Below are 23,792 nucleotides of genomic sequence, written 5' to 3'. Positions count from 1 at the left end.
AACAACCCCGCACTACGAGTAGTAGCGGGGGTCGGAGGTGGGGGCACGGCTCGATCAGTGAGCACAAACAACCAACGCACGACACTACGCCCTTTTTCCGCGCTTTGCAAGGCTCTGGGCCCTGGCGCGACGGCGCCCGGCCCCGCACGACCGCGGGGCCCACGCCGCTCTCAGACGTCCGTGGCGAGCTGGCCGCAGGCGCCGTCGATGTCTGAGCCGCGGGTGTCCCGCACCGTGGTGGGGATTCCGTGCGCGCGCAGGCGCTCCACGAAGTTCTGCTCCACCCCGGGGCGCGACGCGGTCCACTTCGAGCCGGGAGTGGGGTTCAGCGGAATGGGGTTCACGTGGACCCACCCGGCACCGCGCTTGTTGAGCTTCTCCCCCAGCAGGTCTGCCCGCCAGCCCTGGTCGTTGATGTCCCGGATCAGCGCGTACTCGATCGAGACGCGCCGCCCCGTGGCGTCGTAGTACTCCCTGGCGGCGTCGAGGGCCTCGTCCACCTTCCAGCGGGTGTTGATGGGGATGAGCTCGTCCCGCAGCTCGTCGTCCGGCGCGTGCAGGGACAGCGCGAGGGTGATGGGGAGCTTCTCCAGGGTGAACTTGCGGATGCCCGGGACGAGGCCCACGGTGGACATGGTGAGCCCACGGGCCGAGATGCCGAGCCCCTCCGGGGACGGGTCGATGATCCGGTGCACCGCACCCATGGTGGCCTTGTAGTTCGCCAGTGCCTCACCCATGCCCATGAAGACGATGTTGGACACGCGCTGCGGTGCCTCCTCCGGATCCCCGACCACGCCGTCACGCAGTGCCCGGACGCCCTGCACCACCTGGTCCACGATCTCCGCCGCCGACAGGTTGCGGGTCAGCCCCGACTGCCCCGTGGCGCAGAACGGGCAGTTCATGCCGCAGCCGGCCTGGGAGGAGATGCACATGGTCACGCGCTTGTCGTAGCGCATGAGCACGGACTCCACCATGGCGTTGTCGAAGAGCCGGTGGACGGACTTCACGGTCATGCCCTGGTCCGCCCGCAGCTGGCGAACCGTGGTGAGCAGCGGCGGCACGGCCTTGCCCACGAGCTCCTCCCGCTGGTCAGCGGGCAGGTCGGTCATGGCGGCGGGGTCCGCCTCGAAGCGCTCGAAGTAGTGCTTGGAGAGCTGTGAGGCGCGGAAGGCCGGGTACCCGGCCTCCTTCAGGAAAGCCTTGCGTCCCGCCATGTCGAAGTCCGCGATGTGCAGCGGAGGCTTGCCCCGCCGGGCGGGCGTGAAGACGAGCTGGCCGGTCTTCGGCCTCGGGGTGATCTCTACGGGCTGGGCGGTCATGGCTGCTGTCCTCTTCCTCGCGGGCGTCTCGGATCGGGGATGGTGGGTCAGGACCCCGGGATGGGCACGGGGTGGACGCCCAGAGGGGCGAGTGCGGAGGCGCCCCCGTCCTCCGCGGTCAGCACCCACACCCCCTCGCTGTGCAGGCACACGCTGTGCTCCCACTGGCTGGCACGGGACCCGTCCACGGTCACGACCGTCCAGTCGTCCTCCAGCACGCGGGTCTCGATGCCCCCGCGCACGAGCAGGGGCTCGATGGCCAGGGCCATGCCGGTCACGAGCTTCGGCCCACGGTGCTTGATGGCGAAGTTCGGGACGTCCGGTGCCATGTGCATCTCGGTGCCGATGCCGTGGCCCACGTAGTCCTCCAGGATGCCGAGCCTGCCTCCCGCCGTCCCACGGACGTGGTTCTCCACCGCGAGGCCGATGTCCCCCACGTGCGTCCCGGTGGCCATGGCGGCCACCCCACGCCACATGGCCGCACGGGTCACGTCCGAGAGCTCCTGGTCCGCGGGATCGTGACGGTCCCCCACGAGCACGGTGCGCGCGGAGTCCCCGTGCCAGCCGGCCACCACCGCACCGCCGTCGATCGAGATGATGTCACCCTCCACGAGGACCCGCTCCCCCGGGATCCCGTGGACCACCTCGTCGTTGACGGAGGTGCACACGGTGGCCGGGTAGCCGTAGTAGCCGAGGAAGTTGGACCCGGCGTCGTACTCGTCCAGCACTCCACGGAACGCACGGTCGAGGTCGGCGGTGGTGGCCCCGGGCACGGCGGCGGCCACGGCGGCGTCGAGCGCGCGCGAGGTGACGACTCCTGCCCTGGCCATGGCGGCCAGCTCGGCGTCGGATTTCAGTTGGATCTTGCGGCGTCCGAACACGGTGCGCGGGTCCTTCCCTTGATGACTCCGCGCGGGTCACCGCCCGTCGCGAAGTCGTTGCTGTTGTGACGGCTGAGCCCCCGGACCGGTGCGGGACACCGGACCGGGGGCTCACCCGTGTCGTTTTCCCGGGGCCGCGCTCCGCGGTGGGCGGGTCAGCGCGGCAGAGCCGCCATGATCCGCTCGGTCACCTCGTCGATGCTGCCGAGACCGTCCACACGCACCACGATCCCGCGGTCCTCGTACATCCCGACCACCGGAGCGGTCTGCTCGTCGTACACGTCCAGCCGGTGGCGAATGACGTCCTCAGTGTCGTCCGTGCGTCCCTGCTCCTGCGCGCGGCCCAGGAGCCGGGTGACGAGCTCGTCGTTGTCGGCGGTGAGCAGCAGGACCACGTCCAGGGCCACGCCGTTGGTCTCGAGGATGCGGTCCAGCTCCTCGACCTGTGCCACCGTGCGGGGGTAGCCGTCCAGCAGGAAGCCGTCCGTCACGTCCTGCTGCGACAACCGGTCCCGGACCATGCTGTTGGTCACCGAGTCCGGCACCAGGTTGCCGGCGTCCGTGTAGCCCTGTGCCTCTCGGCCGAGCTCCGTCTGGTCCTTGATGTTCGCGCGGAAGATGTCCCCCGTGGAGATGGCGGGAACGTCCAGCCGATCGCAGATCCGGGCGGCCTGGGTGCCCTTGCCTGCGCCTGGGGGTCCGATGATCAGCATGCGGGTCATGATCTCTCCTTGCGTGAGCGTGTACTTGGCTCCACTCTACCGGGGCGCCACGTGGGCCCGAGGACGGTGCGGCCCCCACGCGCGACGCCGCCCGGACCCGGCGCGCCGGTGTTCCCGCTTCCTCACCGGGTCGGACGGGTCCGTCGTGCCGACCCCCGCGCTACTCGGGCCCGGGTCATGGCACAGGGCGACGCCGCCGCACCGGCTCAGGTGCGCAGCAGGCCTTCGTAGTGCCGCTGCTGCAGCTGGGCGTCGATCTGCTTCACGGTGTCCAGGCCCACGCCCACCATGATGAGCAGCGACGGCCCGCCGAAGGGGAAGTTCTGGTTCGCGTCGAACAGCACGAGTGCGATGAGCGGGATCATGGAGATCACACCCAGGTACAGCGCACCGGGCAGCGTGATCCGGGAGAGCACGTAGCGCAGGTAGTTCTCCGTGGGACGGCCCGCGCGGATGCCCGGGATGAAGCCGCCGTAGCGCTTCATGTTGTTGGAGACCTCTTCCGGGTTGAAGGTGATGGACACGTAGAAGTACGTGAACGCCACGATCAGCAGGAAGTAGATCGTCATGTACACCGGGTGGTCGCCGCGCGCGAGGTACGTGGTGACCCAGGTGACCCAGCCCGGTGCGGGGCTGCCGTCGTCCGGCATGGCGAACTGCGCGATCATGGTCGGCAGGGTCAGCATGGAGGAGGCGAAGATGATGGGGATCACGCCGGCCATGTTGACCTTCAGGGGGATGTAGGTGCTCGTGCCGCCGATCGTGCGACGGCCCACCATGCGCTTGGCGTACTGCACGGGGATGCGGCGCTGGGACTGCTCCACGAACACCACGCAGGTGATGACCACCAGCCCGATCGCGCACACGCCCAGGAAGATGCCCCAGCCGCGGGTGCGGAGGATGTCTCCCAGCGCGGAGGGGAAGGTGGCGGCAATGGACGTGAAGATCAGCAGGGACATGCCGTTGCCCACGCCGCGGTCCGTGATGCGCTCACCGAGCCACATGATCACGGTGGTGCCGGCCGTCATGGTGATGATCATGATCACGAGCACCATCAGGGAGTCGTCCGGGATGATCGGCAGGGGGCAGTTCCCGAGCAGGCTACCCGAGCGGGCGAGCGAGATCACGGTCGTCGCGTTCAGGGCGGCCAGCCCGATGGTGAGGTAGCGCGTGTACTGCGTGAGCTTCGTCTGCCCCTGCGCGCCTTCCTCGTGGAGCTCCTGGAACCGGGGAATGACCACGCGGAGCAGCTGCACGATGATGCTGGCCGTGATGTAGGGCATCACACCGAGCGCGAAGATGGACAGCTGCAGCAGCGCGCCGCCGCTGAACAGGTTGATCAGGTCGTACGCGCCGCCCGTGGTGTTGCCCATGGCAAGGCACTGCTGGACGTTGCCGTAGTCCACACCCGGGGCGGGAATGAACGTCCCCAACCGGTAGATCACGATGATCCCCAGTGTGAACAGCAGCTTGTTGCGCAGCTCAGGCGTGGTAAACGCCCGCGCGAAAGCACTGAGCACAGGTCCTCCTCCAAGAACGTGGTGGCCCGGTCGGTTCCGACCCCGGGCAAGTCTAGCGAAGGATGCCGTTCCACCCGGGCGCAGCGCCGTGGAGACATCCTGGGTAAAGCAACGGGCCCCGCGCCGACAATCGGCACGGGGCCCGTCTCAGTTCAGGGACTCACCCTACAACTGAAAGCTGGTGGCAGCTCACGCGGTCTGCGTGGAACCGCCGGCCGCGGAGATCTTCTCGGCCGCAGAGGCCGAGAACTTGTCCGCGGTGACGTTGAGAGCCACGGAGATCTCTCCGCTGCCCAGCACCTTCACCGGCTGGTTCTTGCGCACGGCACCCTTGGCGACGAGGTCCGCCACGGTGACGGTGCCGCCCTCGGGGAACAGCTCGCCCAGGCGGTCCAGGTTGACGACCTGGTACTCCACGCGGAACGGGTTCTTGAACCCGCGCAGCTTGGGCAGGCGCATGTGCAGCGGCAGCTGGCCGCCGGCGAACCCGGCCTTGACCTGGTAGCGCGCCTTCGTGCCCTTGGTGCCGCGACCCGCGGTCTTGCCCTTGGATGCCTCACCACGGCCAAGACGCGTCTTGGCCTGGTGGGATCCGGGGGCCGGACGCAGGTGGTGGACCTTCAGAGCGTGGCTCTTGTTCTGGGTGTTCTCAGCCATGCTCAAGCCTCCTCGACCTGGACGAGATGCGACACCGTGTTGATCATGCCCGCGGTGGCCGCATCGGCCTTGCGCTCCACGACCTGGCCCGGACGCTTGAGACCGAGCGAACGCAGCGTGTCGCGCATGTTCTGCTTCTGACCGACCACGGAGCGGACCTGCTTCACGCGCAGGGTCGCACCGGTGGCCTGGATGCGCTTTCCGTTCATCAGGCACCTGCCTTCTGGATGTCGCGCAGCAACGGCGCCGGAACGACCTCGTCCATGGGCAGGCCACGGCGGGCCGCCACGGACGCGGGCTCCTCGAGCTCACGCAGCGCCTGGATGGTCGCGTGCACGATGTTGATCTGGTTGGACGAGCCGAGGGACTTGGAGAGCACGTCGTGGATGCCCGCGCACTCCAGGACCGCACGCACCGGACCACCGGCGATCACACCGGTACCCGGGGTGGCCGGACGCAGCATGACGACGCCGGCTGCGGCCTCACCCTGCACACGGTGCGGGATGGTGCGGTCCTCCACGCGGGGGACCCGGAAGAAGTTCTTCTTGGCCTCCTCGACGCCCTTGGAGATGGCCGCGGGAACTTCCTTGGCCTTCCCGTAGCCCACGCCGACCATGCCGTTGCCGTCGCCGACGACCACGAGAGCGGTGAAGCTGAAGCGACGACCGCCCTTCACGACCTTGGAGACACGGTTGATCGTGACGACGCGCTCGAGGAACTTGTCCTTCTCCTCGTCACGGCCGCCGCGGCCACCGCGACCGCCGCGCTCGTTGCGACCGCCCCGCTCGTTGCGTCCACCGCGGTCGTTGCGACCGCCGCGGCCACCGCGGTTCTCGTCCGATCCCTGGCGGTCCGAGGTGTTCGCCCCGGCCGTCTCGTTGGAACCGTTGGTGGCTTCGCTCACCTGAGTTTCCTTCTCGTTCTTCTGCTCGCTCACAGCGCCAGACCTCCTTCACGGGCACCCTCGGCCACCGCGGCCACACGGCCGTGGTACTTGTTGCCGCCGCGGTCGAACACGACGGTCTCGATCCCCGCAGCCTTGGCGCGCTCCGCGATCAGCTCGCCGATGCGCTTGGCCTTGGCGGTCTTGTCCTCGGAGGACGCACGCAGGTCGTCCTCCATGGTGGAGGCCGAGACCAGGGTGAAGCCCTTGTCGTCGTCGATCACCTGGGCGACCATGTGGCGGGTGGAACGCGTGACCACCAGACGGGGGCGCAGCGCGGTTCCGGCGATGTGCTTGCGGACGCGGCGGTGACGCCGTGCTCGCTGGGCAGCCTTCGACTTTCCCTTGATTACGAGAGCCATGATTACTTACCAGCCTTTCCGGCCTTGCGGCGGATCTGCTCGCCCGCGTAGCGGACGCCCTTGCCCTTGTAGGGATCGGGCAGACGCAGGGAGCGGATCTTCGCGGCAACCTGGCCAACCTGCTGCTTGTCGATACCGGAAACGGAGACCTTGTTGTTCCCCTCCACGGACAGCGTGATGCCGTCCGGCGCGCTGAAGGGAACGGGGTGGCTGTAGCCCAGAGCGAACTCCAGGTCGGCGCCCTTGGCCTGCACTCGGTAACCGGTGCCCACGATCTCCAGCTGCTTGGTGTATCCCTGGGACACACCCTGGATCATGTTGGCGATCAGGGACCGCGTGAGACCGTGCAGCGAGCGGGACTCGCGCTCGTCGTTGGGACGGGACACCTGCACGGTGCCGTCCTCGACGACCACCGTGATGGGTGCCGCCACCGTGTGGGTCAGCGAGCCCTTGGGGCCCTTGACCGACACTGCGGAACCGTCCACGGAAACCTCCACACCGGCGGGCACAGAGATCGGGAGACGTCCAATACGTGACATGTCTTCTTCCTTTCTTCTTCTGTGCTACCGATTACCAGACGTACGCGAGGACTTCCCCGCCCACGCCCTTCTTGCCGGCCTGCTTGTCAGTCAGCAGCCCGGAGGAGGTGGACAGGATCGCGATGCCGAGACCACCGAACACCCGGGGGAGATTCGTGGACTTCGCGTACACGCGCAGACCCGGCTTGGAGATGCGGCGAACACCGGCGATGGAGCGCTCACGGTTGGAGCCGAACTTGAGCTGCAGGGTCAGCGTCTTGCCGACCCGTGCGGGCTCCTCGGACCAGTCCGCGATGTAGCCCTCGGCCTTGAGGATCTCCGCGATACGAGCCTTGAGCTTGGAGTAGGGCATGCTCACGGTGTCGTGGTAGGCGGAGTTCGCGTTGCGCAGACGCGTCAGCATGTCTGCGACGGGATCTGTCATTGTCATGTGGGCTTCAGCCCTTCCTCGCCACGGTTTCCCTGCCGGTTGCAGCCCGCAGGGACCTTCTGGCGTCGATGGAATTAGTTGGTCTTGAACGGGAAACCGAGCGCCTTCAGCAGCGCGCGGCCCTCGTCGTCGTTCTTCGCGGACGTGACCACGGTGATGTCCATGCCGCGCACGCGGTCGATCTTGTCCTGATCGATCTCGTGGAACATCGACTGCTCGGTCAGACCGAACGTGTAGTTGCCGTTGCCGTCGAAGTGGCGGTCCGACAGGCCGCGGAAGTCACGGATGCGCGGCAGCGCGAGCGTGACCAGGCGGTCGAGGAACTCCCACATGCGGTCGCCGCGCATGGTGACGTGCGCGCCGATGGGCATGCCTTCACGCAGCTTGAACTGCGCGATGGACTTCTTGGCACGGTTGACCACGGGCTTCTGGCCGGTGATGGCGGTGAGGTCCTTGATGGCGTTGTCCACCAGCTTGGAGTCCTTGGCCGCCTCGCCCAGACCCATGTTGACCACGACCTTGACCACGCGGGGCATCTGCATGACGTTCGCGTAGCCGAACTGCTCCTGCAGAGCCGGAGCAACGGTCTCCTGGTACTTGGTCTTGAACCGGGGGGTGAACTTGGTTTCGGTCGTTTCGCTCATCACAGATCCTTGCCGGTGCTCTTGGACACGCGGACGCGGACGGTCTTCTGCTTGCCGTCGCGCTCCACGGTCTCGGTGCGGTAGCCCACACGGGTCGGCTTGCCGGTCTCCGGGTCCACGAGCATCACGTTGGAGATGTGGATGGGAGCCTCGGACTTGACGAGGCCGCCGACTTCGCCCTGGGCATTGGCGCGCTTGTGCTTGGTCACCACGTTCACACCCTCGACCACCACGCGGGAGGTCTCGGTGATCACGCGCAGGACCTTGCCCTGCTCGCCCTTGTTCTTGCCGGTGATGACCTGTACGAGGTCGCCGGTCTTGATCTTGAATTTAGCCATGTCAGAGCACCTCCGGAGCCAGCGAGACGATCTTCATGAACTTCTTGTCGCGCAGCTCGCGGCCCACGGGGCCGAAGATGCGCGTGCCGCGGGGGTCCCCGTCGTTCTTCAAGATCACTGCGGCGTTCTCGTCGAAACGGATGTAGGAACCGTCGGGACGGCGCCTCTGCTTCTTGGTACGGACCACAACCGCCTTGACCACGTCGCCCTTCTTGACGTTGCCGCCGGGGATGGCGTCCTTGACGGTGGCGACGATGACGTCGCCAATGCCTGCGTAGCGGCGTCCGGATCCACCGAGCACACGGATGGTGAGAATTTCCTTCGCACCCGTGTTGTCGGCAACCCGCAGCCGCGATTCCTGCTGAATCACTGAATACTCCTGTCGTCGCGCCGGTTCTCATCCAAACCTGCTGAATGTCGAGCCTTGCGGAACGGTGGTCGTGTGAACTCTGCGTGCCACGGTCTCCCCCGAGGCCGTAGGAGGGGCCCGGGGCGCTGCACGCAGTTTGCACGCGGTGGTCGAACGTGTGGGCGAGGTGACTCGCCGTGCTGCCCTGCTCGGATTCGTGGCTGAGTGCAGAATCAACGAACAAGTTCTCGCAGCGGTCGCACCGGTCTGGTGTGACGCCTGCCGCGGCGGACCGCGGCACTTGCCGCCGGACGTCGCGCCCCGGAGGGGCGGGGACGCCGGTCGTGGATTCCGGCTCAGCAGGGTCGAAGCCAGATGGGCACACGTGTGACAACACGCGTACCGGCCCAATCTACCGCATTCGCCGTCCGAACTCCAACCGCAGAGTGGACGCTGACGCGCAGCAGCCCCCGCCCGGCTGTGCCGGACGGGGGCTGCGGGGACGAACCCGATCGGGAAGGGCTTACTTGGCCTTCTCGATGATCTCCACGATCCGCCAGTTCTTGCTGGCGGACAGCGGACGGGTCTCGACGATGCGCACGAGGTCGCCGACGCCGCAGGAGTTCTGCTCGTCGTGGGCCTTCACGCGCTTGGACTTGCGCAGGACCTTGCCGTAGAGCGCGTGCTTGACGCGGTCCTCGACCTGGACCACCACGGTCTTGTCCATCTTGTCGGAGACCACGTAGCCCTGGCGGGACTTGCGGTCACCGCGCTCGGCCGCGGCCGTTTCGTTGTTGACCTGCTCGCTCACTTGGCATCATCCTCAGACTTGGCAGCCTTCTTCGAGGCCTTCTTCTCGGTCTTCGCGGCAGCCGGCGCCACGTCCTCGCGGATGCCGAGCTCGCGCTCCCGCAGGACGGTGTAGATCCGGGCGATGTCACGCTTCACGGACTTGAGGCGGCCGTTGCTCTCGAGCTGCCCGGTTGCAGCCTGGAAGCGCAGGTTGAACAGCTCTTCCTTGGACTTGCGCAGCTGGTCGGTGAGGGCACCGGTGTCAAGAGCCGCAAGGTTGTCCATGTTCAGATCCTTGGATCCAATAGCCATTGATCATTCACCGCCTTCGCGACGCACGATGCGTGCCTTCATCGGGAGCTTGTGGATTGCCAGGCGCAGCGCCTCACGGGCCACGTCCTCGCTCACGCCCGAGATCTCGAACATGACGCGTCCGGGCTTGACGTTGGCGATCCACCACTCGGGGGAACCCTTGCCGGAGCCCATGCGGGTCTCGGCGGGCTTCTTGGTCAGGGGACGGTCCGGGTAGATGTTGATCCAGACCTTGCCGCCACGCTTGATGTGGCGGGTCATGGCGATACGAGCGGCCTCGATCTGACGGTTCGTCACGTAGGCCGGGCTCATCGCCTGGATGCCCCACTCACCGAAGGTGACCTGGGTTCCGCCCTTGGCCTGCCCGCGACGACGCGGGTGGTGCTGCTTGCGGAACTTCACACGACGTGGGATGAGCATTACTTACCACCCTCTGCGTTGGGCGCCTCCGCAGCGGTGTTCTGCTGCGGGGCTGCGGCGGAGTCGCGCTCACGGCGCCCGCCACGGTCGTTACGGTCATTCGGGCGACGACGCCGCTCGCCACCGCCGCGACGGTCGTTGCGTCCGCGCGAGGACGGAGCAGCAGCCTGCTGGGCGGCGAGTTCCTTGTCGGTCAGGTCACCCTTGTAGATCCAGACCTTCACACCGATGCGGCCGAAGGTGGTCTTCGCCTCGAAGAAGCCGTAGTCGATGTTCGCGCGCAGGGTGTGCAGGGGCACACGGCCTTCGCGGTAGAACTCCGAACGGGACATCTCCGCGCCGCCCAGACGGCCGGCGCACTGGATGCGGATGCCCTTGGCACCAGCCCGCTGCGCGGACTGGATGGCCTTCTTCATGGCGCGACGGAACGCGACACGGGAGGCCAGCTGCTCGGCGACACCCTGGGCAACCAGCTGCGCGTCGATCTCGGGGTTCTTGACCTCGAGGATGTTCAGCTGGATCTGCTTGCCGGTGAGCTTCTCGAGCTCGCCGCGGATGCGGTCCGCCTCGGCGCCGCGGCGGCCGATCACGATGCCCGGGCGGGCCGTGTGGATGTCCACGCGGACCCGGTCACGGGTGCGCTCGATCTCGACCTTGGAGATGCCGGCGCGGTCCATGCCCTTGGACATGAGCTCGCGGATCTTGACGTCCTCGCGGATGTAGTCCTTGTAGCGCTGACCCGGCTGGTTGGAGTCGGCGTACCAGTGCGAGACGTGGTCGGTGGTGATGCCCAGACGGAATCCGTTGGGGTTGATTTTCTGTCCCACTTAGCGGACCTCCTCCTTCTCCGGGGTCGCCACGACCACGGTCACGTGGCTCGTGCGCTTGTTGATGCGGTACGCACGGCCCTGGGCACGCGGCTGGAACCGCTTCATGGTCGGTCCTTCGTCCACGAAGGCCGCGGAGACCACGAGGTCTTCCGGCTTGAACGCGAGACCCTCGCGGTCGGCCTTCTGCCGGGCGTTCGCCACGGCGGACTCGAGAACCTTGAACACCGGCTCGGAAGCTGCCTGGGGGGCAAACTTCAGAATCGCCAATGCCTCATTCGCCTGCTGGCCACGAATCAGGTTGACGACGCGCCGGGCCTTCATAGGCGTCACGCGGATGTAGCGCGCAGATGCCTTGGCTTCCATTGCTTTCCTTCTCTCGTCTTGTCGAAGAAGTGCAGCGTGCTCACCCCGGAGGGTCAGCGACGCTTGCCCTTCTTGTCGTCCTTCACATGGCCGCGGAACGTGCGGGTGGGAGCGAATTCGCCGAGCTTGTGACCGACCATCGACTCCGTGATGAACACGGGAACATGCTTGCGTCCGTCGTGCACGGCGATCGTGTGGCCGAGCATGTCGGGGACGATCATCGAGCGGCGGGACCACGTCTTGATGACGTTCTTGGTGCCCTTCTCGTTCTCCTTGGCGACCTTCACGAAGAGGTGCTGATCAACGAAAGGGCCCTTCTTGAGGCTGCGTGGCATTAGTCAGGCTCCTTAGCGCTTGTTCTTGCCGGTACGACGACGACGCACGATGAGCTTGTCGCTTTCCTTGTTGGGGCGACGGGTGCGTCCCTCGGGCTTGCCGTTGGGGTTGACCGGGTGACGACCACCGGAGGTCTTGCCCTCGCCACCGCCGTGGGGGTGGTCCACGGGGTTCATCACGACACCGCGGACGGTCGGGCGGATGCCCTTCCAGCGGTTGCGACCGGCCTTGCCCCAGTTGATGTTCGACTGCTCGGCGTTGCCGACCTCGCCGATGGTGGCGCGGCAGCGCACGTCCACGTTGCGGATCTCGCCGGAGGGCAGGCGCAGCTGGCCGTACTTGCCCTCACGGGCCACCAGCTGCACGGAGGCGCCGGCGGAACGGGCGAGCTTCGCTCCCCCACCGGGACGCAGCTCCACGGCGTGCAGCACGGTGCCCACCGGGATGTTGCGCAGCGGCAGGTTGTTGCCCGGCTTGATGTCCGCGTTGGGGCCGGACTCCACGACGTCGCCCTGCTTCAGACGGTTCGGCGCGATGATGTAGCGCTTCGTGCCGTCCACGTAGTGCAGCAGCGCGATGCGAGCCGTGCGGTTCGGGTCGTACTCGATGTGCGCGACCTTGGCGTCCACGCCGTCCTTGTCGTGACGGCGGAAGTCGATCACGCGGTACTGGCGCTTGTGCCCACCGCCCTTGTGACGGGTGGTGATGCGACCGGTGTTGTTGCGTCCACCCTTCTTGGGCAGCGGACGCACCAGGGACTTCTCGGGCGTGGTGCGCGTGATTTCTACGAAGTCCGCAACCGACGAGCCACGACGGCCCGGGGTTGTCGGCTTGTGCTTACGGATAGCCATGTTTTGAGTTCCTCGTTAAAGTGGTCTCCGCTCAGGAGAGCGGACCGCCGAAGATGTCGATGGAGCCTTCCCGAAGGGACACGACGGCACGCTTGGTGGCCTTTCGCTGTCCCCAGCCGAAGCGAGTGCGCTTGCGCTTGCCGGGACGGTTGAGGGTGTTGATGGACGCAACCTTCACACCGAAGATGTGCTCGATCGCGTACTTGATCTCGGTCTTGTTCGCCGAGGGGTCCACCTGGAAGGTGTACTTGCCCTCGTCGATCAGGCCGTAGGACTTCTCGGAGACCACGGGACGGATGATGACGTCGCGCGGGTCCTTGTTGTAGATGGCGCTCACTTGGCGTCCTCCTGCTTGCTACCGGACGCGGCTGCGACGAACGACTCGTAGGCGGCCTGGGTGAAGACCACGTCGTCCGAGACCAGCACGTCGTACGTGTTGAGCTGGTCCGCGTACACGGCGTGCACGTTGACCAGGTTGCGCACGGACAGAGCGGCGTTGTCCTCGCCACGGGCCAGCACGACCAGCAGGTTCTTGCGCTCGGAGATCGAACGCAGCGCCTCCTTGGCGGCCTTCGTGGACGGCTGCGCGCCGCCCAGCTCAGCGACCACGTGGATGCGGCCGTTGCGTGCCCGGTCGGAGAGGGCACCGCGCAGGGCGGCGGCCTTCATCTTCTTGGGCGTGCGCTGGGAGTAGTCACGCGGCGTGGGGCCGTGCACCACGCCACCACCGGTCATGTGAGGAGCACGGATGGAGCCCTGACGAGCCCGGCCGGTGCCCTTCTGCTTGAACGGCTTGCGGCCTGCGCCGGAGACCTCGGCGCGGGTCTTGGTCTTGTGCGTGCCCTGTCGGGCGGCGGCCAGCTGCGCGACGACGACCTGGTGCAGCAGCGCCACGTTGGTCTGTGCGTCGAAGATCTCAGCGGGCAGCTCGACGTTGACGGTTTCAGTTGCCATGGGTATCAAGCTCCCTTCACGGTGGAACGGACGAGGACGACCGAACCCTTGGGGCCCGGCAGGGCGCCCTTGATGAGCAGCAGGGAGTTCTCGGCGTCAACCGCGTGCACGGTCAGGTTCATGGTGGTGTGACGGGCGTTGCCCATCCGCCCGGCCATGCGCATGCCCTTGAACACGCGAGCGGGGTACGACGCGCCGCCGATGGAACCCGGCTTGCGGTGGTTCTTGTGCGCACCGTGGGAGGCGCCCACGCCGGAGAAGCCGTGACGCTTCATGACGCCGGCAGTGCCCTTGCCCTTGGTGGTGCCGACGACGTCGACCTTGGCGCCGGACTCGAAGAGCTCGACGGACAGCTCCTGCCCGAGCTCGTAGCTGGCGGCGTCGGAAGTGCGCAGTTCGACGACGTGGCGGCGGGGCGTCACGCCTGCGGCGGCGAAGTGACCGGCCAGGGGCTTGGTCACCTTACGGGGATCGATCGCACCGAAGCCGATCTGAACGGCGTTGTAGCCGTCCCTGTCCTCATTGCGCAGCTGCGTCACGACGTTGGAGTCGGCCTTGACCACGGTCACCGGCACGAACTTCCCGTTCTCGTCCCAGACCTGGGTCATGCCGAGCTTGATGCCCAGCAGGCCCTTCACCTGGCGTTCGAAAGTGGTAGTCATTGGGATGCGATCCTTTTTACAGCTTGATTTCGATGTTCACGTCAGCGGGCAGGTCGAGACGCATGAGCGAGTCGACGGCCTTGGGCGTGGGGTCGATGATGTCGATCAGCCGCTTGTGGGTGCGCATCTCGAAGTGCTCACGGCTGTCCTTGTACTTGTGCGGCGAACGGATCACGCAGTACACATTCTTCTCGGTGGGCAGCGGGACGGGTCCCACCACCGTGGCGCCTGCGCGCGTCACCGTCTCAACGATCTTCCGGGCCGAGACGTCGATGACCTCGTGGTCATAGGACTTCAGCCGGATGCGGATTTTCTGTCCCGCCATGGCGTCGTGACTCTCTTTCTGAAGTACTTCCCTGTACGGAGTCCGTGACTCCTTTGTGTTCGGCGGTCTTCTCCGCCTCCCCGCACAGACTGAATCCGGAAAGGACATCCGGGTTCCTCACCCTGCCGGGGCCCCGGCACCCGAACTCGGGCGTGTCGCGCGGAAGGCGACGAGGACGAGTCCACACTGTGAACTGGTACCGGTGACGATGGTTGTTCGCGGCGCGGTTGCGCGTGGTGCCGGCGCATTGCGTTTGCTTCGGCTGCACACCTGCTCCGCACCCGGTTCTCGCGATGGACCTGACGTTCGTGCAGAGCGCGCGATGACTCGCGCCGCTGAGCGAACAACAGCGACCATTCTGCCAGACACGGCAGTGGCGCGCAAACCGAGGACCGGCGGCGCGGAGCAGGGCTCCGCGCAGCGCCGAGACGTGCGAAGGCCCCGCGGTCCTCCACAGGACCGCGGGGCCTTCGTGGTGCGGCTCAGTGCCTCACCCGATCACCTGGACTTACTTGATGATCTTGGTGACTCGCCCGGAGCCCACGGTGCGGCCACCCTCACGGATGGCGAAGCCGAGGCCGTCCTCCATGGCGATGGGCTGGATGAGCTCCACCGTCATCTCGGTGTTGTCACCGGGCATGACCATCTCGGTGCCCTCGGGCAGCGTGATGACGCCGGTCACGTCCGTGGTGCGGAAGTAGAACTGCGGGCGGTAGTTCGAGTAGAACGGGTTGTGACGCCCGCCCTCTTCCTTGGACAGGATGTAGACGTTCGCCTCGAAGTCGGTGTGCGGGGTGATGGAACCCGGCTTGCACACGACCTGACCGCGCTCGACGTCGTCACGCTTGAGACCGCGGAGCAGCAGACCGCAGTTCTCGCCCGCCATGGCCTCGTCCATCTGCTTGTGGAACATCTCGATGCCGGTCACCGTGGTCTTCTGCACGGGGCGGATGCCCACGATCTCGACCTCGGAGTTGATCGGCAGGGTGCCACGCTCGGCGCGGCCGGTCACCACGGTGCCGCGACCGGTGATGGTGAAGACGTCCTCGATGGGCATGAGGAAGGGCTTGTCGGTGTCGCGGACGGGGTCCGGCACGTTCTCGTCCACGGCCTCCATGAGGTCCTCGACGGACTTGACCCACTCGGCGTCGCCCTCGAGGGCCTTGAGCGCGGAGACGCGCACCACGGGGGCGTTGTCACCGTCGAAGCCCTGGTCCGACAGCAGCTCGCGGACCTCCATCTCGACGAGGTCGAGGAGCTCTTCGTCGTCCACCATGTCGGACTTGTTCAGCGCCACCAGCAGGTAGGGAACGCCCACCTGGCGGGCGAGCAGCACATGCTCGCGGGTCTGGGCCATGGGGCCGTCGGTGGCGGCGACCACGAGGATCGCGCCGTCCATCTGAGCCGCACCGGTGATCATGTTCTTCACGTAGTCGGCGTGACCGGGGGCGTCCACGTGGGCGTAGTGGCGCTTGTCGGTCTGGTACTCGATGTGCGCGATGTTGATCGTGATACCGCGCTGCTTCTCCTCCGGGGCGGAGTCGATGGCACCGAAGTCGCGCTGCTCGTTGACGTCCGGGTACTTGTCGGCCAGGACCTTGGAGATCGCAGCCGTGAGCGTGGTCTTGCCGTGGTCAACGTGGCCGATGGTGCCAATGTTGAGGTGCGGCTTGGTGCGCTCGAACTTGGCCTTCGCCATGATGTGTTCCTCCTAGAACATTGAGGTGAGACTTGCTCGACTGCTCCGGACCCCGGAGCACGGACCGCAGCGCATCGGCGCTGAGCGTGTCGAAACCTGTGCAAGTCTACTTCTGGATTACGAATTTACTGAAATCTCGGGGCGGGCCCCGAGGGGCTCACTCGCCGCGGTTCTTCTGGATGATCTCCTCGGCCACGGCCTTGGGGACCTCTGAGTAGCTGTCGAACTGCATCGAGTACACGGCGCGGCCCTGCGTCTTGGAACGCAGGTCGCCGATGTAGCCGAACATCTCGGACAGCGGGACCAGAGCCTGCACGAGCTTCACACCCGTGACGTCCTCCATGGACTGGATCTGGCCGCGACGGGAGTTCAGGTCGCCGATGACGTCGCCCATGTACTCCTCCGGCGTACGCACCTCGACCGCCATGAGCGGCTCGAGCAGCACCGGGTTGGCGCGGCGCGCGCCCTCCTTGAACACCATGGAACCGGCGATCTTGAACGCCATCTCCGAGGAGTCGACGTCGTGGTACGCGCCGTCGACGAGAGTGGCCTTGACGCCCACGACCGGGTACCCGGCGAGGATGCCGAGCTGCATGGCGTCCTGGATGCCGTGGTCCACGGAGGGGATGTACTCACGCGGCACGCGACCACCGGTCACGGCGTTGTCGAACTCGTACAGCTCCTCGGCGTCCAGGGGCAGCGGCTCGAAGGAGACCTGCACCTTCGCGAACTGCCCGGAACCACCCGTCTGCTTCTTGTGGGTGTAGTCGACCTTCTCGACGGCCTTCTTGATGGTCTCGCGGTAGGCCACCTGGGGCTTGCCCACGTTGGCCTCCACACGGAACTCGCGCTTCATGCGGTCCACAAGGATGTCCAGGTGCAGCTCGCCCATGCCACCGATCTCGGTCTGGCCGGTCTCGTCGTTGAGGGACACCGTGAACGTGGGGTCCTCCGCGGAGAGCTTCTGGATGGCGGTGGAGAGCTTCTCCTGGTCACCCTTGGTCTTCGGCTCGATGGCCACGAAGATCACGGGCTTCGGGAAGCTCATGGACTCCAGCACGATCGGGTTGGAGGAGTCGCACAGGGTGTCACCCGTGGTGGTGTCCTTCAGACCGATCGCGGCGTAGATGTGGCCGGCGGAGATCTCCTCCACCGGGTTCTCCTTGTTGGAGTGCATCTGGAAGAGCTTGCCGATGCGCTCGCGCTTGCCCTTGGTGGAGTTCATCACCTGCTCACCGGCCTTGGCCTTGCCGGAGTACACGCGGATGTAGGTCAGCTGGCCGTAGAACGGGTGCGAGGCCACCTTGAACGCCAGTGCCGCGAAGGGACCGTTGGCGTCGGCGGTGCGGGTGAGCACCTCTTCCTCGTCGTTGACGGCGTGACCCTGCACGTCCTCCACGTCCAGGGGGGAGGGCAGGTAGTCCACCACGGCGTCGAGCATGGGCTGAACGCCACGGTTCTTGAAGGCGGAGCCGCACAGCACGGGGTAGGCGGCCGAGGAGGTGGTCAGCTTGCGCACGCCGGTCTTGATCTCGTCCTCGGTCAGCTCCTCGCCGCCGAGGTACTTCTCCATGAGGTCGTCGTCGGCCTCGGCCACGGCCTCGACCAGCTGGTTGCGGTACTCCGCGGCGCGGTCCTGGAGGTCCTCGGGGATCTCGCGGGTCTCGTACTTGGCACCGAGGGAGACGTCACCCTTGGAGTCACCCTCCCAGACGAGGGCCTTCATGGTGATGAGGTCCACGACGCCCACGAAGTCGTTCTCGGCGCCGATGGGCAGCTGCAGCACGAGCGGGGTGGCACCCAGGCGGGACTTGATCGTGTCCACGGTGAAGTAGAAGTCCGCGCCGAGCTTGTCCATCTTGTTGACGAAGCAGATGCGGGGGACTTCGTACTTGTCGGCCTGGCGCCACACGGTCTCGGACTGGGGCTCCACGCCCTCCTTGCCGTCGAAGACGGCCACCGCGCCGTCGAGCACGCGCAGGGAGCGCTCGACCTCGACCGTGAAGTCCACGTGACCCGGGGTGTCGATGATGTTGATCTGGTAGTCGTGCCAGTAGCACGAGGTCGCGGCCGAGGTGATGGTGATGCCGCGTTCCTGCTCCTGCGCCATCCAGTCCATCGTGGAGGCACCGTCGTGCGTCTCGCCGAGCTTGTGGTTGATGCCCGTGTAGAACAGGATTCGTTCGGTGGTCGTGGTCTTACCGGCATCGATGTGAGCCATGATGCCGATATTGCGGACCTTCTTGAGGTCGGTAAGCACGTCGAGTGCCACGATGGTTCCCTTCGTAAAAGGTGGTGCCGGGCCCTGGTGTCGGCCCCGCCGGAGCGGGGCCGACAGGACTACCGAATTTTACCAGCGGTAGTGGGCGAAGGCCTTGTTGGATTCGGCCATCTTGTGAGTGTCCTCGCGGCGCTTCACGGCGGCACCGAGACCGTTGGACGCGTCCAGGATCTCGTTCTGCAGACGCTCGGTCATGGTGTTCTCGCGGCGGGCCTTGGAGTAGCCCACGAGCCAGCGCAGGGACAGAGCCTGCGCACGTCCGGCCTTGACCTCCACGGGCACCTGGTAGGTGGCGCCGCCCACGCGACGGGAGCGGACCTCGAGGGCCGGCTTCACGTTCTCGAGGGCCTTCTTCAGCGTGGCCACGGGATCGGAGTTGGTCTTGTTGCGCACACCCTCGAGGGCACCGTAGACGATGCGCTCGGCGGTGGACTTCTTGCCGTCCTGCAGGACCTTGTTGATCAGCTGCGTGACCACGGGCGAGCCGTAGACGGGATCGACGACGAGGGGGCGCTTGGGAGCGGGACCTTTACGAGGCATTACTTCTTCTCCTTCTTGGCGCCGTAGCGGGAGCGGGCCTGCTGGCGACCCTTGACACCCTGGGTGTCGAGCGCGCCGCGCACGATCTTGTAGCGAACGCCGGGGAGGTCCTTCACACGACCGCCGCGCACGAGCACGATGGAGTGCTCCTGCAGGTTGTGGCCCTCGCCGGGGATGTAGGCCGTGACCTCCACGCCGCCGTTGAGCTTCACACGGGCCACCTTGCGCAGCGCCGAGTTGGGCTTCTTGGGGGTGGTGGTGAACACGCGGGTGCAGACGCCGCGCTTCATGGGGTTGCCCTTGAGCGCGGGAGCCTTGGTCTTCACGACCTTGGAGTGCCGGCCCTTGCGGACCAGTTGCTGGATAGTTGGCACAGTGCCTCCTGTTGGAGCGGGGACCGGTGTGTGCCGGACCCGCCGGTGACGGAACATTGACTCCGGGGTGCCCGGCGGCCTGCCCGGGCGGTGCACACCGCACGGAAGGTGCCACAGAGCATGACGAAAGATGGCATCTAGGTACAGGGTGCGTACCACAGGACGGAGTCCGATTTGCCATCTCATTGCAGACTGCCCGGAATCGAGCAATTCTGAGCCATCGTAGCAGGTGCGCACGCGCCCGCGAAAACGGGCCGGCTGACCGGGCCCGGCGGCGTCGTCGTGGCGGGACGGGCCGGACGAGACGGAGCCCGAGCGCGCTCCCCCGAGAGGAAGACGCGCCCGGGCTCCGGGACCTCATGCCGCGCCTACCGCCGGTGTCCGGACACCGGCGGCAGGCGGACTACTCCACCAGCTCAGTTGCCGCCGAAGTCGTAGTCGTCGAGCGGGATCGCCTGGAACTCGGAACCGAGTCCGCCGGCGTTCTCCTCGGCGTAGCTGAAGTCGGCGAACGCGGACGGATCCGTGAACATCTGGGCCTTCGCCTCCTCGGTGGGCTCCACGTCCACGCTGTTGTACCGGTCCAGACCGGTACCCGCGGGGATGAGCTTGCCGATGATGACGTTCTCCTTCAGGCCCAGCAGCGGATCCGACTTGCCCTCCATGGCGGCCTGCGTGAGGACACGCGTGGTCTCCTGGAAGGACGCGGCGGACAGCCACGAGTCCGTGGCGAGCGAGGCCTTGGTGATGCCCATGAGCTCGGGGCGGCCGGCCGCCGGACGCTTGCCCTCGGCCACCGCACCGCGGTTGGCCTCGAGGAAGCGCACGTTGTCCACCAGCTCACCCGGCAGCAGCGCGGTGTCACCGGACTCGATGATGGTCACGCGCCGCAGCATCTGCCGCACGATGACCTCCACGTGCTTGTCGTGGATGCCCACGCCCTGGGAGCGGTACACGCCCTGGACCTCGTCCACGAGGTGCTTCTGCGCCTCGCGGGGACCGCGGATGCGCAGCACCTCCTTGGGGTCCACCGCACCGGTGACGAGCTGCTGGCCCACGTCCACGTGGTCGCCGTCCGCCACGAGCAGCTTGGCACGGCGCAGCACGGGGTACGCGAACTCCTCGTCGCCGTTGTCCGGGACCACGACGATCTTGAGGGACTTGTCCGTGTCCTCGATGCGGATCCGGCCGGCCACCTCGGAGATCGGGGCCACACCCTTGGGCGTGCGGGCCTCGAAGAGCTCCTGGATACGGGGCAGACCCTGCGTGATGTCACCGTCCGAGGACGCCACACCACCGGTGTGGAACGTGCGCATGGTCAGCTGGGTGCCGGGCTCGCCGATGGACTGCGCGGCCACGATGCCCACGGCCTCGCCGATGTCCACCAGCTGGTTGGTGGCCAGGGAGCGGCCGTAGCACGCGGCGCACACGCCCACCGCGGACTCGCACGTGAGCACGGAGCGCACGCGCACCTGGTCCACACCCGCGGCGTAGAGCTTCTCGATCATGGCGTCGGACATGTCCGCACCGGCCTCGGCCAGCACCTCGCTGTTCTCGTCCGCCACGGCACTGGCCAGCACGCGGCCGTGCACCGTGTTCTCCACGTCCTCCTGCAGCGTGCGCACACCGGTGTCGGTGACGTCCGCGAGCGGGAGGGTCAGACCGCGCACGGTCTGGCAGTCGGACTCGCGCACGATCACGTCCTGCGAGACGTCCACCAGACGACGGGTCAGGTAGCCCGAGTTCGCGGTACGCAGGGCGGTGTCCGCGAGGCCCTTGCGGGCACCGTGGGTGGCGATGAAGTACTCCAGCACCGACAGGCCCTCACGGTAGGAGGACTTGATGGGGCGGGGCATGATCTCGCCCTTCGGGTTGGCCACGAGGCCGCGGATGCCCGCGATCTGACGGACCTGCATCCAGTTGCCTCGCGCACCCGAGGACACCATGCGGTTGATGGTGTTGGTGGGCTCGAGGTTGTCGCGCATGGCCTGGGCGACCTCATCCGTGGCCTTGGACCAGATGTCGATGAGCTCCGAGCGGCGCTCGTCGTCGTCGATCAGGCCCTTGTCGTACTGACCCTGGATGCGCGCGGCCTGCGCCTCGTAGCCCTCCATGATGGCGGGCTTCTCCGGCGGGGTCGCGATGTCCGAGATGGCCACCGTGACGCCCGAGCGGGAGGCCCAGTGGAAGCCGGCGTCCTTGAGGTTGTCCAGCGTCTTGGCCACGCGGGTCATCGGGTAGCGTTCCGCCAGGTCGTTCACGAGCGCGGACAGGTGCTTCTTGTCCGCGACGTTCTCGTCCCACGGGTAGTCCTCGGGCAGGGTCTCGTTGAACAGCACGCGTCCCAGAGTGGTCTCCACGACGGCGGGCTGACCCGGCTCCCAGCCCTCGGGGGCCTCCCAGCCGGCGTACGGCACGAAGTCCTCGAGACGGATCCTGCACTTCGCGTTGAGGTGCAGCTCGCCGGAGTCGTTGGCCATGATGGCCTCGGCCACGGAGGAGTAGCTGTTGCCCTCCCCGGCCCAGCCCTCACGCACGGTGGTGAGGTGGTAGAGGCCGATGATCATGTCCTGCGAGGGCAGGGCGATCGGCTTGCCGTCCGAGGGCTTGAGGATGTTGTTCGAGGACAGCATCAGCACGCGCGCCTCGGCCTGGGCCTCCGGCGACAGCGGCAGGTGCACGGCCATCTGGTCACCGTCGAAGTCCGCGTTGAACGCGCCGCACACGAGCGGGTGCAGCTGGATGGCCTTGCCCTCCACGAGCTGCGGCTCGAACGCCTGGATGCCCAGACGGTGCAGGGTGGGGGCGCGGTTCAGCAGCACGGGGTGCTCGGTGATGACCTCTTCGAGGACGTCCCACACCTGCGGGCGGTAGCGCTCCACCATGCGCTTGGCGGACTTGATGTTCTGCGCGTGGTTCAGGTCCACCAGGCGCTTCATCACGAAGGGCTTGAACAGCTCCAGGGCCATCTGCTTGGGCAGACCACACTGGTGCAGCTTCAGCTGGGGACCGACCACGATCACGGAACGGCCGGAGTAGTCCACGCGCTTGCCCAGCAGGTTCTGGCGGAAGCGGCCCTGCTTGCCCTTGAGCATGTCGGACAGGGACTTCAGCGCACGGTTGCCGGGTCCGGTGACCGGGCGACCGCGACGGCCGTTGTCGAACAGCGAGTCCACGGCCTCCTGCAGCATGCGCTTCTCGTTGTTCACGATGATCTCGGGGGCACCGAGGTCCAGCAGCCGCTTGAGGCGGTTGTTGCGGTTGATCACACGACGGTAGAGGTCGTTGAGGTCGGAGGTCGCGAACCGGCCGCCGTCCAGCTGCACCATGGGGCGCAGTTCCGGCGGGATCACCGGGACGGCGTCCAGGACCATGCCCAGCGGCGAGTTGTCCGTGGTGAGGAACGCGTTGACCACCTTGAGGCGCTTCAGGGCACGGGTCTTGCGCTGGCCCTTGCCCGTGGCAATGGTCTCGCGCAGCGACTCGGCCTCGGCCGCGAGGTCGAAGCTCTCGAGACGCTTCTTGATGGACTCGGCGCCCATGGAGCCCTCGAAGTACATGCCGTAGCGGTCCACCATCTGGCGGTACAGGGCCTCGTCGCCCTCGAGGTCGTTGACCTTGAGGTTCTTGAAGCGGTCCCAGACCTTCTCCAGGTAGTCGATCTCGCGGTCCGCGCGCTTGCGCACGTTCGCCATCTGACGGTCCGCGGAGTCGCGCAGCTTGCGCTTCTCCGCCGCCTTGCCGCCCTCCTCCTCCACGCGCGCGAGGTCGTTCTCGAGGTCACGGGCGATCGCGTTGATGTCCGCGTCCCGGGTGTCCTCGAGCTGCTTCTTCTCGCGGTCGATCGCCGCCTGCAGGTTGGGCAGGTCGTCGTGGCGGGCCTGCTCGTCCACGGACGTGATCATGTACGCCGCGAAGTAGATGACCTTCTCGAGGTCCTTGGGCGCGAGGTCCAGCAGGTAGCCCAGGCGCGACGGAACGCCCTTGAAGTACCAGATGTGGGTCACGGGAGCGGCGAGCTCGATGTGGCCCATGCGCTCACGGCGCACCTTCGCCCGCGTCACCTCGACGCCGCAGCGCTCACAGATGATGCCCTTGTAGCGCACGCGCTTGTACTTGCCGCAGTAGCACTCCCAGTCCCGAGTGGGACCGAAGATCTTCTCGCAGAACAAGCCGTCCTTCTCGGGCTTGAGCGTGCGGTAGTTGATGGTTTCCGGCTTCTTGACCTCGCCGTAGGACCAGCCGCGGATCTGATCCGCAGTGGCCAGGCCGATCTGCATGAGGCCCAGTGAAGAATCGTTGGACATAAGGTCCTGTCCCTCTTTCGTAAAATCCTGAAGTCTGTCGGG

General features: G+C 66.7%; 29 protein-coding genes. All 29 read right to left on the bottom strand.

Annotated features, from left to right (window positions below):
• Nucleotides 1-170 precede the first annotated feature (170 nt).
• Nucleotides 171-1,319, bottom strand: coding sequence for a dual-specificity RNA methyltransferase RlmN (gene rlmN / locus EAE32_RS04340; protein WP_121864277.1), 1,149 nt, complete (start codon nucleotides 1,317-1,319; stop codon nucleotides 171-173).
• Nucleotides 1,320-1,366: 47 nt separating this feature from the next.
• Nucleotides 1,367-2,200 (bottom strand): type I methionyl aminopeptidase, encoded by an 834-nt coding sequence (map, locus tag EAE32_RS04335; protein ID WP_121864276.1) that lies wholly within the window; start codon nucleotides 2,198-2,200, stop codon nucleotides 1,367-1,369.
• Nucleotides 2,201-2,355: 155 nt separating this feature from the next.
• Nucleotides 2,356-2,922, bottom strand: a complete 567-nt coding sequence (locus EAE32_RS04330; protein WP_121845078.1) for an adenylate kinase — start codon at nucleotides 2,920-2,922, stop codon at nucleotides 2,356-2,358.
• Nucleotides 2,923-3,128: 206 nt separating this feature from the next.
• Nucleotides 3,129-4,442: a preprotein translocase subunit SecY gene (gene secY / locus EAE32_RS04325; protein ID WP_121845077.1), complete on the bottom strand. Its 1,314-nt coding sequence runs from the start codon at nucleotides 4,440-4,442 to the stop codon at nucleotides 3,129-3,131.
• A gap of 189 nt (nucleotides 4,443-4,631) precedes the next feature.
• The gene (gene rplO / locus EAE32_RS04320) at nucleotides 4,632-5,099 is read right to left on the bottom strand and encodes a 50S ribosomal protein L15 (RefSeq protein WP_121845076.1); all 468 of its coding nucleotides are present in this window, start codon (nucleotides 5,097-5,099) and stop codon (nucleotides 4,632-4,634) included.
• A 2-nt stretch (nucleotides 5,100-5,101) separates the two neighbouring features.
• On the bottom strand, nucleotides 5,102-5,308 hold the full coding sequence (gene rpmD / locus EAE32_RS04315; protein ID WP_121845075.1) for a 50S ribosomal protein L30: 207 nt from the start codon (nucleotides 5,306-5,308) through the stop codon (nucleotides 5,102-5,104).
• The gene (gene rpsE / locus EAE32_RS04310; protein ID WP_121845074.1) at nucleotides 5,308-6,036 is read right to left on the bottom strand and encodes a 30S ribosomal protein S5; all 729 of its coding nucleotides are present in this window, start codon (nucleotides 6,034-6,036) and stop codon (nucleotides 5,308-5,310) included. Before rpsE ends, rpmD begins: the two co-directional genes overlap by 1 nt.
• Nucleotides 6,033-6,404, bottom strand: a complete 372-nt coding sequence (rplR, locus tag EAE32_RS04305; protein ID WP_121845073.1) for a 50S ribosomal protein L18 — start codon at nucleotides 6,402-6,404, stop codon at nucleotides 6,033-6,035. The genes rpsE and rplR overlap by 4 nt, the downstream gene beginning before the upstream one ends.
• A 2-nt stretch (nucleotides 6,405-6,406) precedes the next feature.
• The gene (gene rplF, locus EAE32_RS04300) at nucleotides 6,407-6,943 is read right to left on the bottom strand and encodes a 50S ribosomal protein L6 (RefSeq protein ID WP_121845072.1); all 537 of its coding nucleotides are present in this window, start codon (nucleotides 6,941-6,943) and stop codon (nucleotides 6,407-6,409) included.
• Nucleotides 6,944-6,974: 31 nt separating this feature from the next.
• Nucleotides 6,975-7,373, bottom strand: coding sequence for a 30S ribosomal protein S8 (gene rpsH / locus EAE32_RS04295; RefSeq protein WP_121845071.1), 399 nt, complete (start codon nucleotides 7,371-7,373; stop codon nucleotides 6,975-6,977).
• Nucleotides 7,374-7,447: 74 nt separating this feature from the next.
• Nucleotides 7,448-8,017: a 50S ribosomal protein L5 gene (rplE, locus tag EAE32_RS04290; RefSeq protein ID WP_121845070.1), complete on the bottom strand. Its 570-nt coding sequence runs from the start codon at nucleotides 8,015-8,017 to the stop codon at nucleotides 7,448-7,450.
• A complete protein-coding gene (gene rplX, locus EAE32_RS04285) occupies nucleotides 8,017-8,355 on the bottom strand; it encodes a 50S ribosomal protein L24 (protein ID WP_121864275.1) in 339 nt (112 codons plus the stop codon). Before rplX ends, rplE begins: the two co-directional genes overlap by 1 nt.
• Nucleotide 8,356: 1 nt before the next feature.
• A complete protein-coding gene (gene rplN, locus EAE32_RS04280; protein ID WP_012397698.1) occupies nucleotides 8,357-8,725 on the bottom strand; it encodes a 50S ribosomal protein L14 in 369 nt (122 codons plus the stop codon).
• Nucleotides 8,726-9,227: 502 nt separating this feature from the next.
• Complete coding sequence (gene rpsQ, locus EAE32_RS04275) at nucleotides 9,228-9,515, bottom strand: 30S ribosomal protein S17 (RefSeq protein WP_121845069.1); 288 nt, start codon at nucleotides 9,513-9,515, stop codon at nucleotides 9,228-9,230.
• Nucleotides 9,512-9,808 carry a 50S ribosomal protein L29 gene (gene rpmC, locus EAE32_RS04270; protein WP_121845068.1) on the bottom strand — a complete coding sequence of 99 codons (297 nt, stop codon included), beginning with the start codon at nucleotides 9,806-9,808 and terminating at the stop codon, nucleotides 9,512-9,514. The genes rpsQ and rpmC overlap by 4 nt, the downstream gene beginning before the upstream one ends.
• A gap of 3 nt (nucleotides 9,809-9,811) precedes the next feature.
• Nucleotides 9,812-10,228 (bottom strand): 50S ribosomal protein L16, encoded by a 417-nt coding sequence (gene rplP / locus EAE32_RS04265; protein WP_012397695.1) that lies wholly within the window; start codon nucleotides 10,226-10,228, stop codon nucleotides 9,812-9,814.
• The gene (gene rpsC / locus EAE32_RS04260; RefSeq protein ID WP_121845067.1) at nucleotides 10,228-11,055 is read right to left on the bottom strand and encodes a 30S ribosomal protein S3; all 828 of its coding nucleotides are present in this window, start codon (nucleotides 11,053-11,055) and stop codon (nucleotides 10,228-10,230) included. Before rpsC ends, rplP begins: the two co-directional genes overlap by 1 nt.
• Nucleotides 11,056-11,421 carry a 50S ribosomal protein L22 gene (gene rplV / locus EAE32_RS04255; protein WP_055085353.1) on the bottom strand — a complete coding sequence of 122 codons (366 nt, stop codon included), beginning with the start codon at nucleotides 11,419-11,421 and terminating at the stop codon, nucleotides 11,056-11,058.
• A gap of 53 nt (nucleotides 11,422-11,474) precedes the next feature.
• Nucleotides 11,475-11,756 carry a 30S ribosomal protein S19 gene (gene rpsS, locus EAE32_RS04250; RefSeq protein ID WP_035959716.1) on the bottom strand — a complete coding sequence of 94 codons (282 nt, stop codon included), beginning with the start codon at nucleotides 11,754-11,756 and terminating at the stop codon, nucleotides 11,475-11,477.
• Between the two features lie 12 nt (nucleotides 11,757-11,768).
• Nucleotides 11,769-12,608: a 50S ribosomal protein L2 gene (rplB, locus tag EAE32_RS04245; RefSeq protein ID WP_047979388.1), complete on the bottom strand. Its 840-nt coding sequence runs from the start codon at nucleotides 12,606-12,608 to the stop codon at nucleotides 11,769-11,771.
• Nucleotides 12,609-12,639: 31 nt separating this feature from the next.
• A complete protein-coding gene (gene rplW, locus EAE32_RS04240; RefSeq protein WP_121845066.1) occupies nucleotides 12,640-12,945 on the bottom strand; it encodes a 50S ribosomal protein L23 in 306 nt (101 codons plus the stop codon).
• A complete protein-coding gene (gene rplD / locus EAE32_RS04235; RefSeq protein ID WP_121845065.1) occupies nucleotides 12,942-13,562 on the bottom strand; it encodes a 50S ribosomal protein L4 in 621 nt (206 codons plus the stop codon). The genes rplW and rplD overlap by 4 nt, the downstream gene beginning before the upstream one ends.
• 5 nt (nucleotides 13,563-13,567) lie before the next feature.
• The gene (rplC, locus tag EAE32_RS04230) at nucleotides 13,568-14,224 is read right to left on the bottom strand and encodes a 50S ribosomal protein L3 (RefSeq protein WP_121845064.1); all 657 of its coding nucleotides are present in this window, start codon (nucleotides 14,222-14,224) and stop codon (nucleotides 13,568-13,570) included.
• Between the two features lie 16 nt (nucleotides 14,225-14,240).
• Nucleotides 14,241-14,549: a 30S ribosomal protein S10 gene (gene rpsJ / locus EAE32_RS04225; RefSeq protein ID WP_003803825.1), complete on the bottom strand. Its 309-nt coding sequence runs from the start codon at nucleotides 14,547-14,549 to the stop codon at nucleotides 14,241-14,243.
• 508 nt (nucleotides 14,550-15,057) lie between these two features.
• A complete protein-coding gene (gene tuf / locus EAE32_RS04220; protein ID WP_110919096.1) occupies nucleotides 15,058-16,248 on the bottom strand; it encodes an elongation factor Tu in 1,191 nt (396 codons plus the stop codon).
• Between the two features lie 157 nt (nucleotides 16,249-16,405).
• Nucleotides 16,406-18,520: an elongation factor G gene (fusA, locus tag EAE32_RS04215; protein WP_121845063.1), complete on the bottom strand. Its 2,115-nt coding sequence runs from the start codon at nucleotides 18,518-18,520 to the stop codon at nucleotides 16,406-16,408.
• A 78-nt stretch (nucleotides 18,521-18,598) separates the two neighbouring features.
• The gene (rpsG, locus tag EAE32_RS04210; RefSeq protein WP_012397685.1) at nucleotides 18,599-19,069 is read right to left on the bottom strand and encodes a 30S ribosomal protein S7; all 471 of its coding nucleotides are present in this window, start codon (nucleotides 19,067-19,069) and stop codon (nucleotides 18,599-18,601) included.
• The gene (gene rpsL / locus EAE32_RS04205; protein ID WP_012397684.1) at nucleotides 19,069-19,443 is read right to left on the bottom strand and encodes a 30S ribosomal protein S12; all 375 of its coding nucleotides are present in this window, start codon (nucleotides 19,441-19,443) and stop codon (nucleotides 19,069-19,071) included. The genes rpsG and rpsL overlap by 1 nt, the downstream gene beginning before the upstream one ends.
• Before the next feature lie 416 nt (nucleotides 19,444-19,859).
• Nucleotides 19,860-23,750, bottom strand: a complete 3,891-nt coding sequence (locus tag EAE32_RS04200; RefSeq protein WP_121864274.1) for a DNA-directed RNA polymerase subunit beta' — start codon at nucleotides 23,748-23,750, stop codon at nucleotides 19,860-19,862.
• Nucleotides 23,751-23,792 lie beyond the last annotated feature (42 nt).

This window comes from Kocuria tytonicola, assembly GCF_003687175.1.
In the GTDB taxonomy this organism is placed as follows: Bacteria; Actinomycetota; Actinomycetes; order Actinomycetales; family Micrococcaceae; genus Kocuria; species Kocuria tytonicola.
Note: the sequence above shows the minus strand (reverse complement) of the source record. Positions and strands in the feature narration are given on the sequence as shown.

Excerpts from the sequence above, each read along its gene's own strand:
- rpsG (WP_012397685.1), bottom strand. The coding sequence starts at position 19,069 with ATGCCTCGTAAAGGTCCCGCTCCCAAGCGCCCCCTCGTCGTCGATCCC.
- rplE (WP_121845070.1), bottom strand. The coding sequence starts at position 8,017 with ATGAGCGAAACGACCGAAACCAAGTTCACCCCCCGGTTCAAGACCAAG.
- rplC (WP_121845064.1), bottom strand. The coding sequence starts at position 14,224 with ATGACTACCACTTTCGAACGCCAGGTGAAGGGCCTGCTGGGCATCAAG.
- rpsS (WP_035959716.1), bottom strand. The coding sequence starts at position 11,756 with ATGCCACGCAGCCTCAAGAAGGGCCCTTTCGTTGATCAGCACCTCTTC.
- EAE32_RS04330 (WP_121845078.1), bottom strand. The coding sequence starts at position 2,922 with ATGACCCGCATGCTGATCATCGGACCCCCAGGCGCAGGCAAGGGCACC.
- rplP (WP_012397695.1), bottom strand. The coding sequence starts at position 10,228 with ATGCTCATCCCACGTCGTGTGAAGTTCCGCAAGCAGCACCACCCGCGT.
- rplB (WP_047979388.1), bottom strand. The coding sequence starts at position 12,608 with ATGGCTATCCGTAAGCACAAGCCGACAACCCCGGGCCGTCGTGGCTCG.
- rplO (WP_121845076.1), bottom strand. The coding sequence starts at position 5,099 with ATGGCTGAGAACACCCAGAACAAGAGCCACGCTCTGAAGGTCCACCAC.
- EAE32_RS04200 (WP_121864274.1), bottom strand. The coding sequence starts at position 23,750 with ATGTCCAACGATTCTTCACTGGGCCTCATGCAGATCGGCCTGGCCACT.
- rplF (WP_121845072.1), bottom strand. The coding sequence starts at position 6,943 with ATGTCACGTATTGGACGTCTCCCGATCTCTGTGCCCGCCGGTGTGGAG.
- rplX (WP_121864275.1), bottom strand. The coding sequence starts at position 8,355 with ATGGCTAAATTCAAGATCAAGACCGGCGACCTCGTACAGGTCATCACC.
- rlmN (WP_121864277.1), bottom strand. The coding sequence starts at position 1,319 with ATGACCGCCCAGCCCGTAGAGATCACCCCGAGGCCGAAGACCGGCCAG.
- rpmD (WP_121845075.1), bottom strand. The coding sequence starts at position 5,308 with ATGAACGGAAAGCGCATCCAGGCCACCGGTGCGACCCTGCGCGTGAAG.
- tuf (WP_110919096.1), bottom strand. The coding sequence starts at position 16,248 with ATGGCGAAGGCCAAGTTCGAGCGCACCAAGCCGCACCTCAACATTGGC.
- rplV (WP_055085353.1), bottom strand. The coding sequence starts at position 11,421 with ATGGAAGCCAAGGCATCTGCGCGCTACATCCGCGTGACGCCTATGAAG.
- rpsJ (WP_003803825.1), bottom strand. The coding sequence starts at position 14,549 with ATGGCGGGACAGAAAATCCGCATCCGGCTGAAGTCCTATGACCACGAG.
- rpsH (WP_121845071.1), bottom strand. The coding sequence starts at position 7,373 with ATGACAATGACAGATCCCGTCGCAGACATGCTGACGCGTCTGCGCAAC.
- rpmC (WP_121845068.1), bottom strand. The coding sequence starts at position 9,808 with ATGGCTATTGGATCCAAGGATCTGAACATGGACAACCTTGCGGCTCTT.
- rplD (WP_121845065.1), bottom strand. The coding sequence starts at position 13,562 with ATGGCAACTGAAACCGTCAACGTCGAGCTGCCCGCTGAGATCTTCGAC.
- rplR (WP_121845073.1), bottom strand. The coding sequence starts at position 6,404 with ATGGCTCTCGTAATCAAGGGAAAGTCGAAGGCTGCCCAGCGAGCACGG.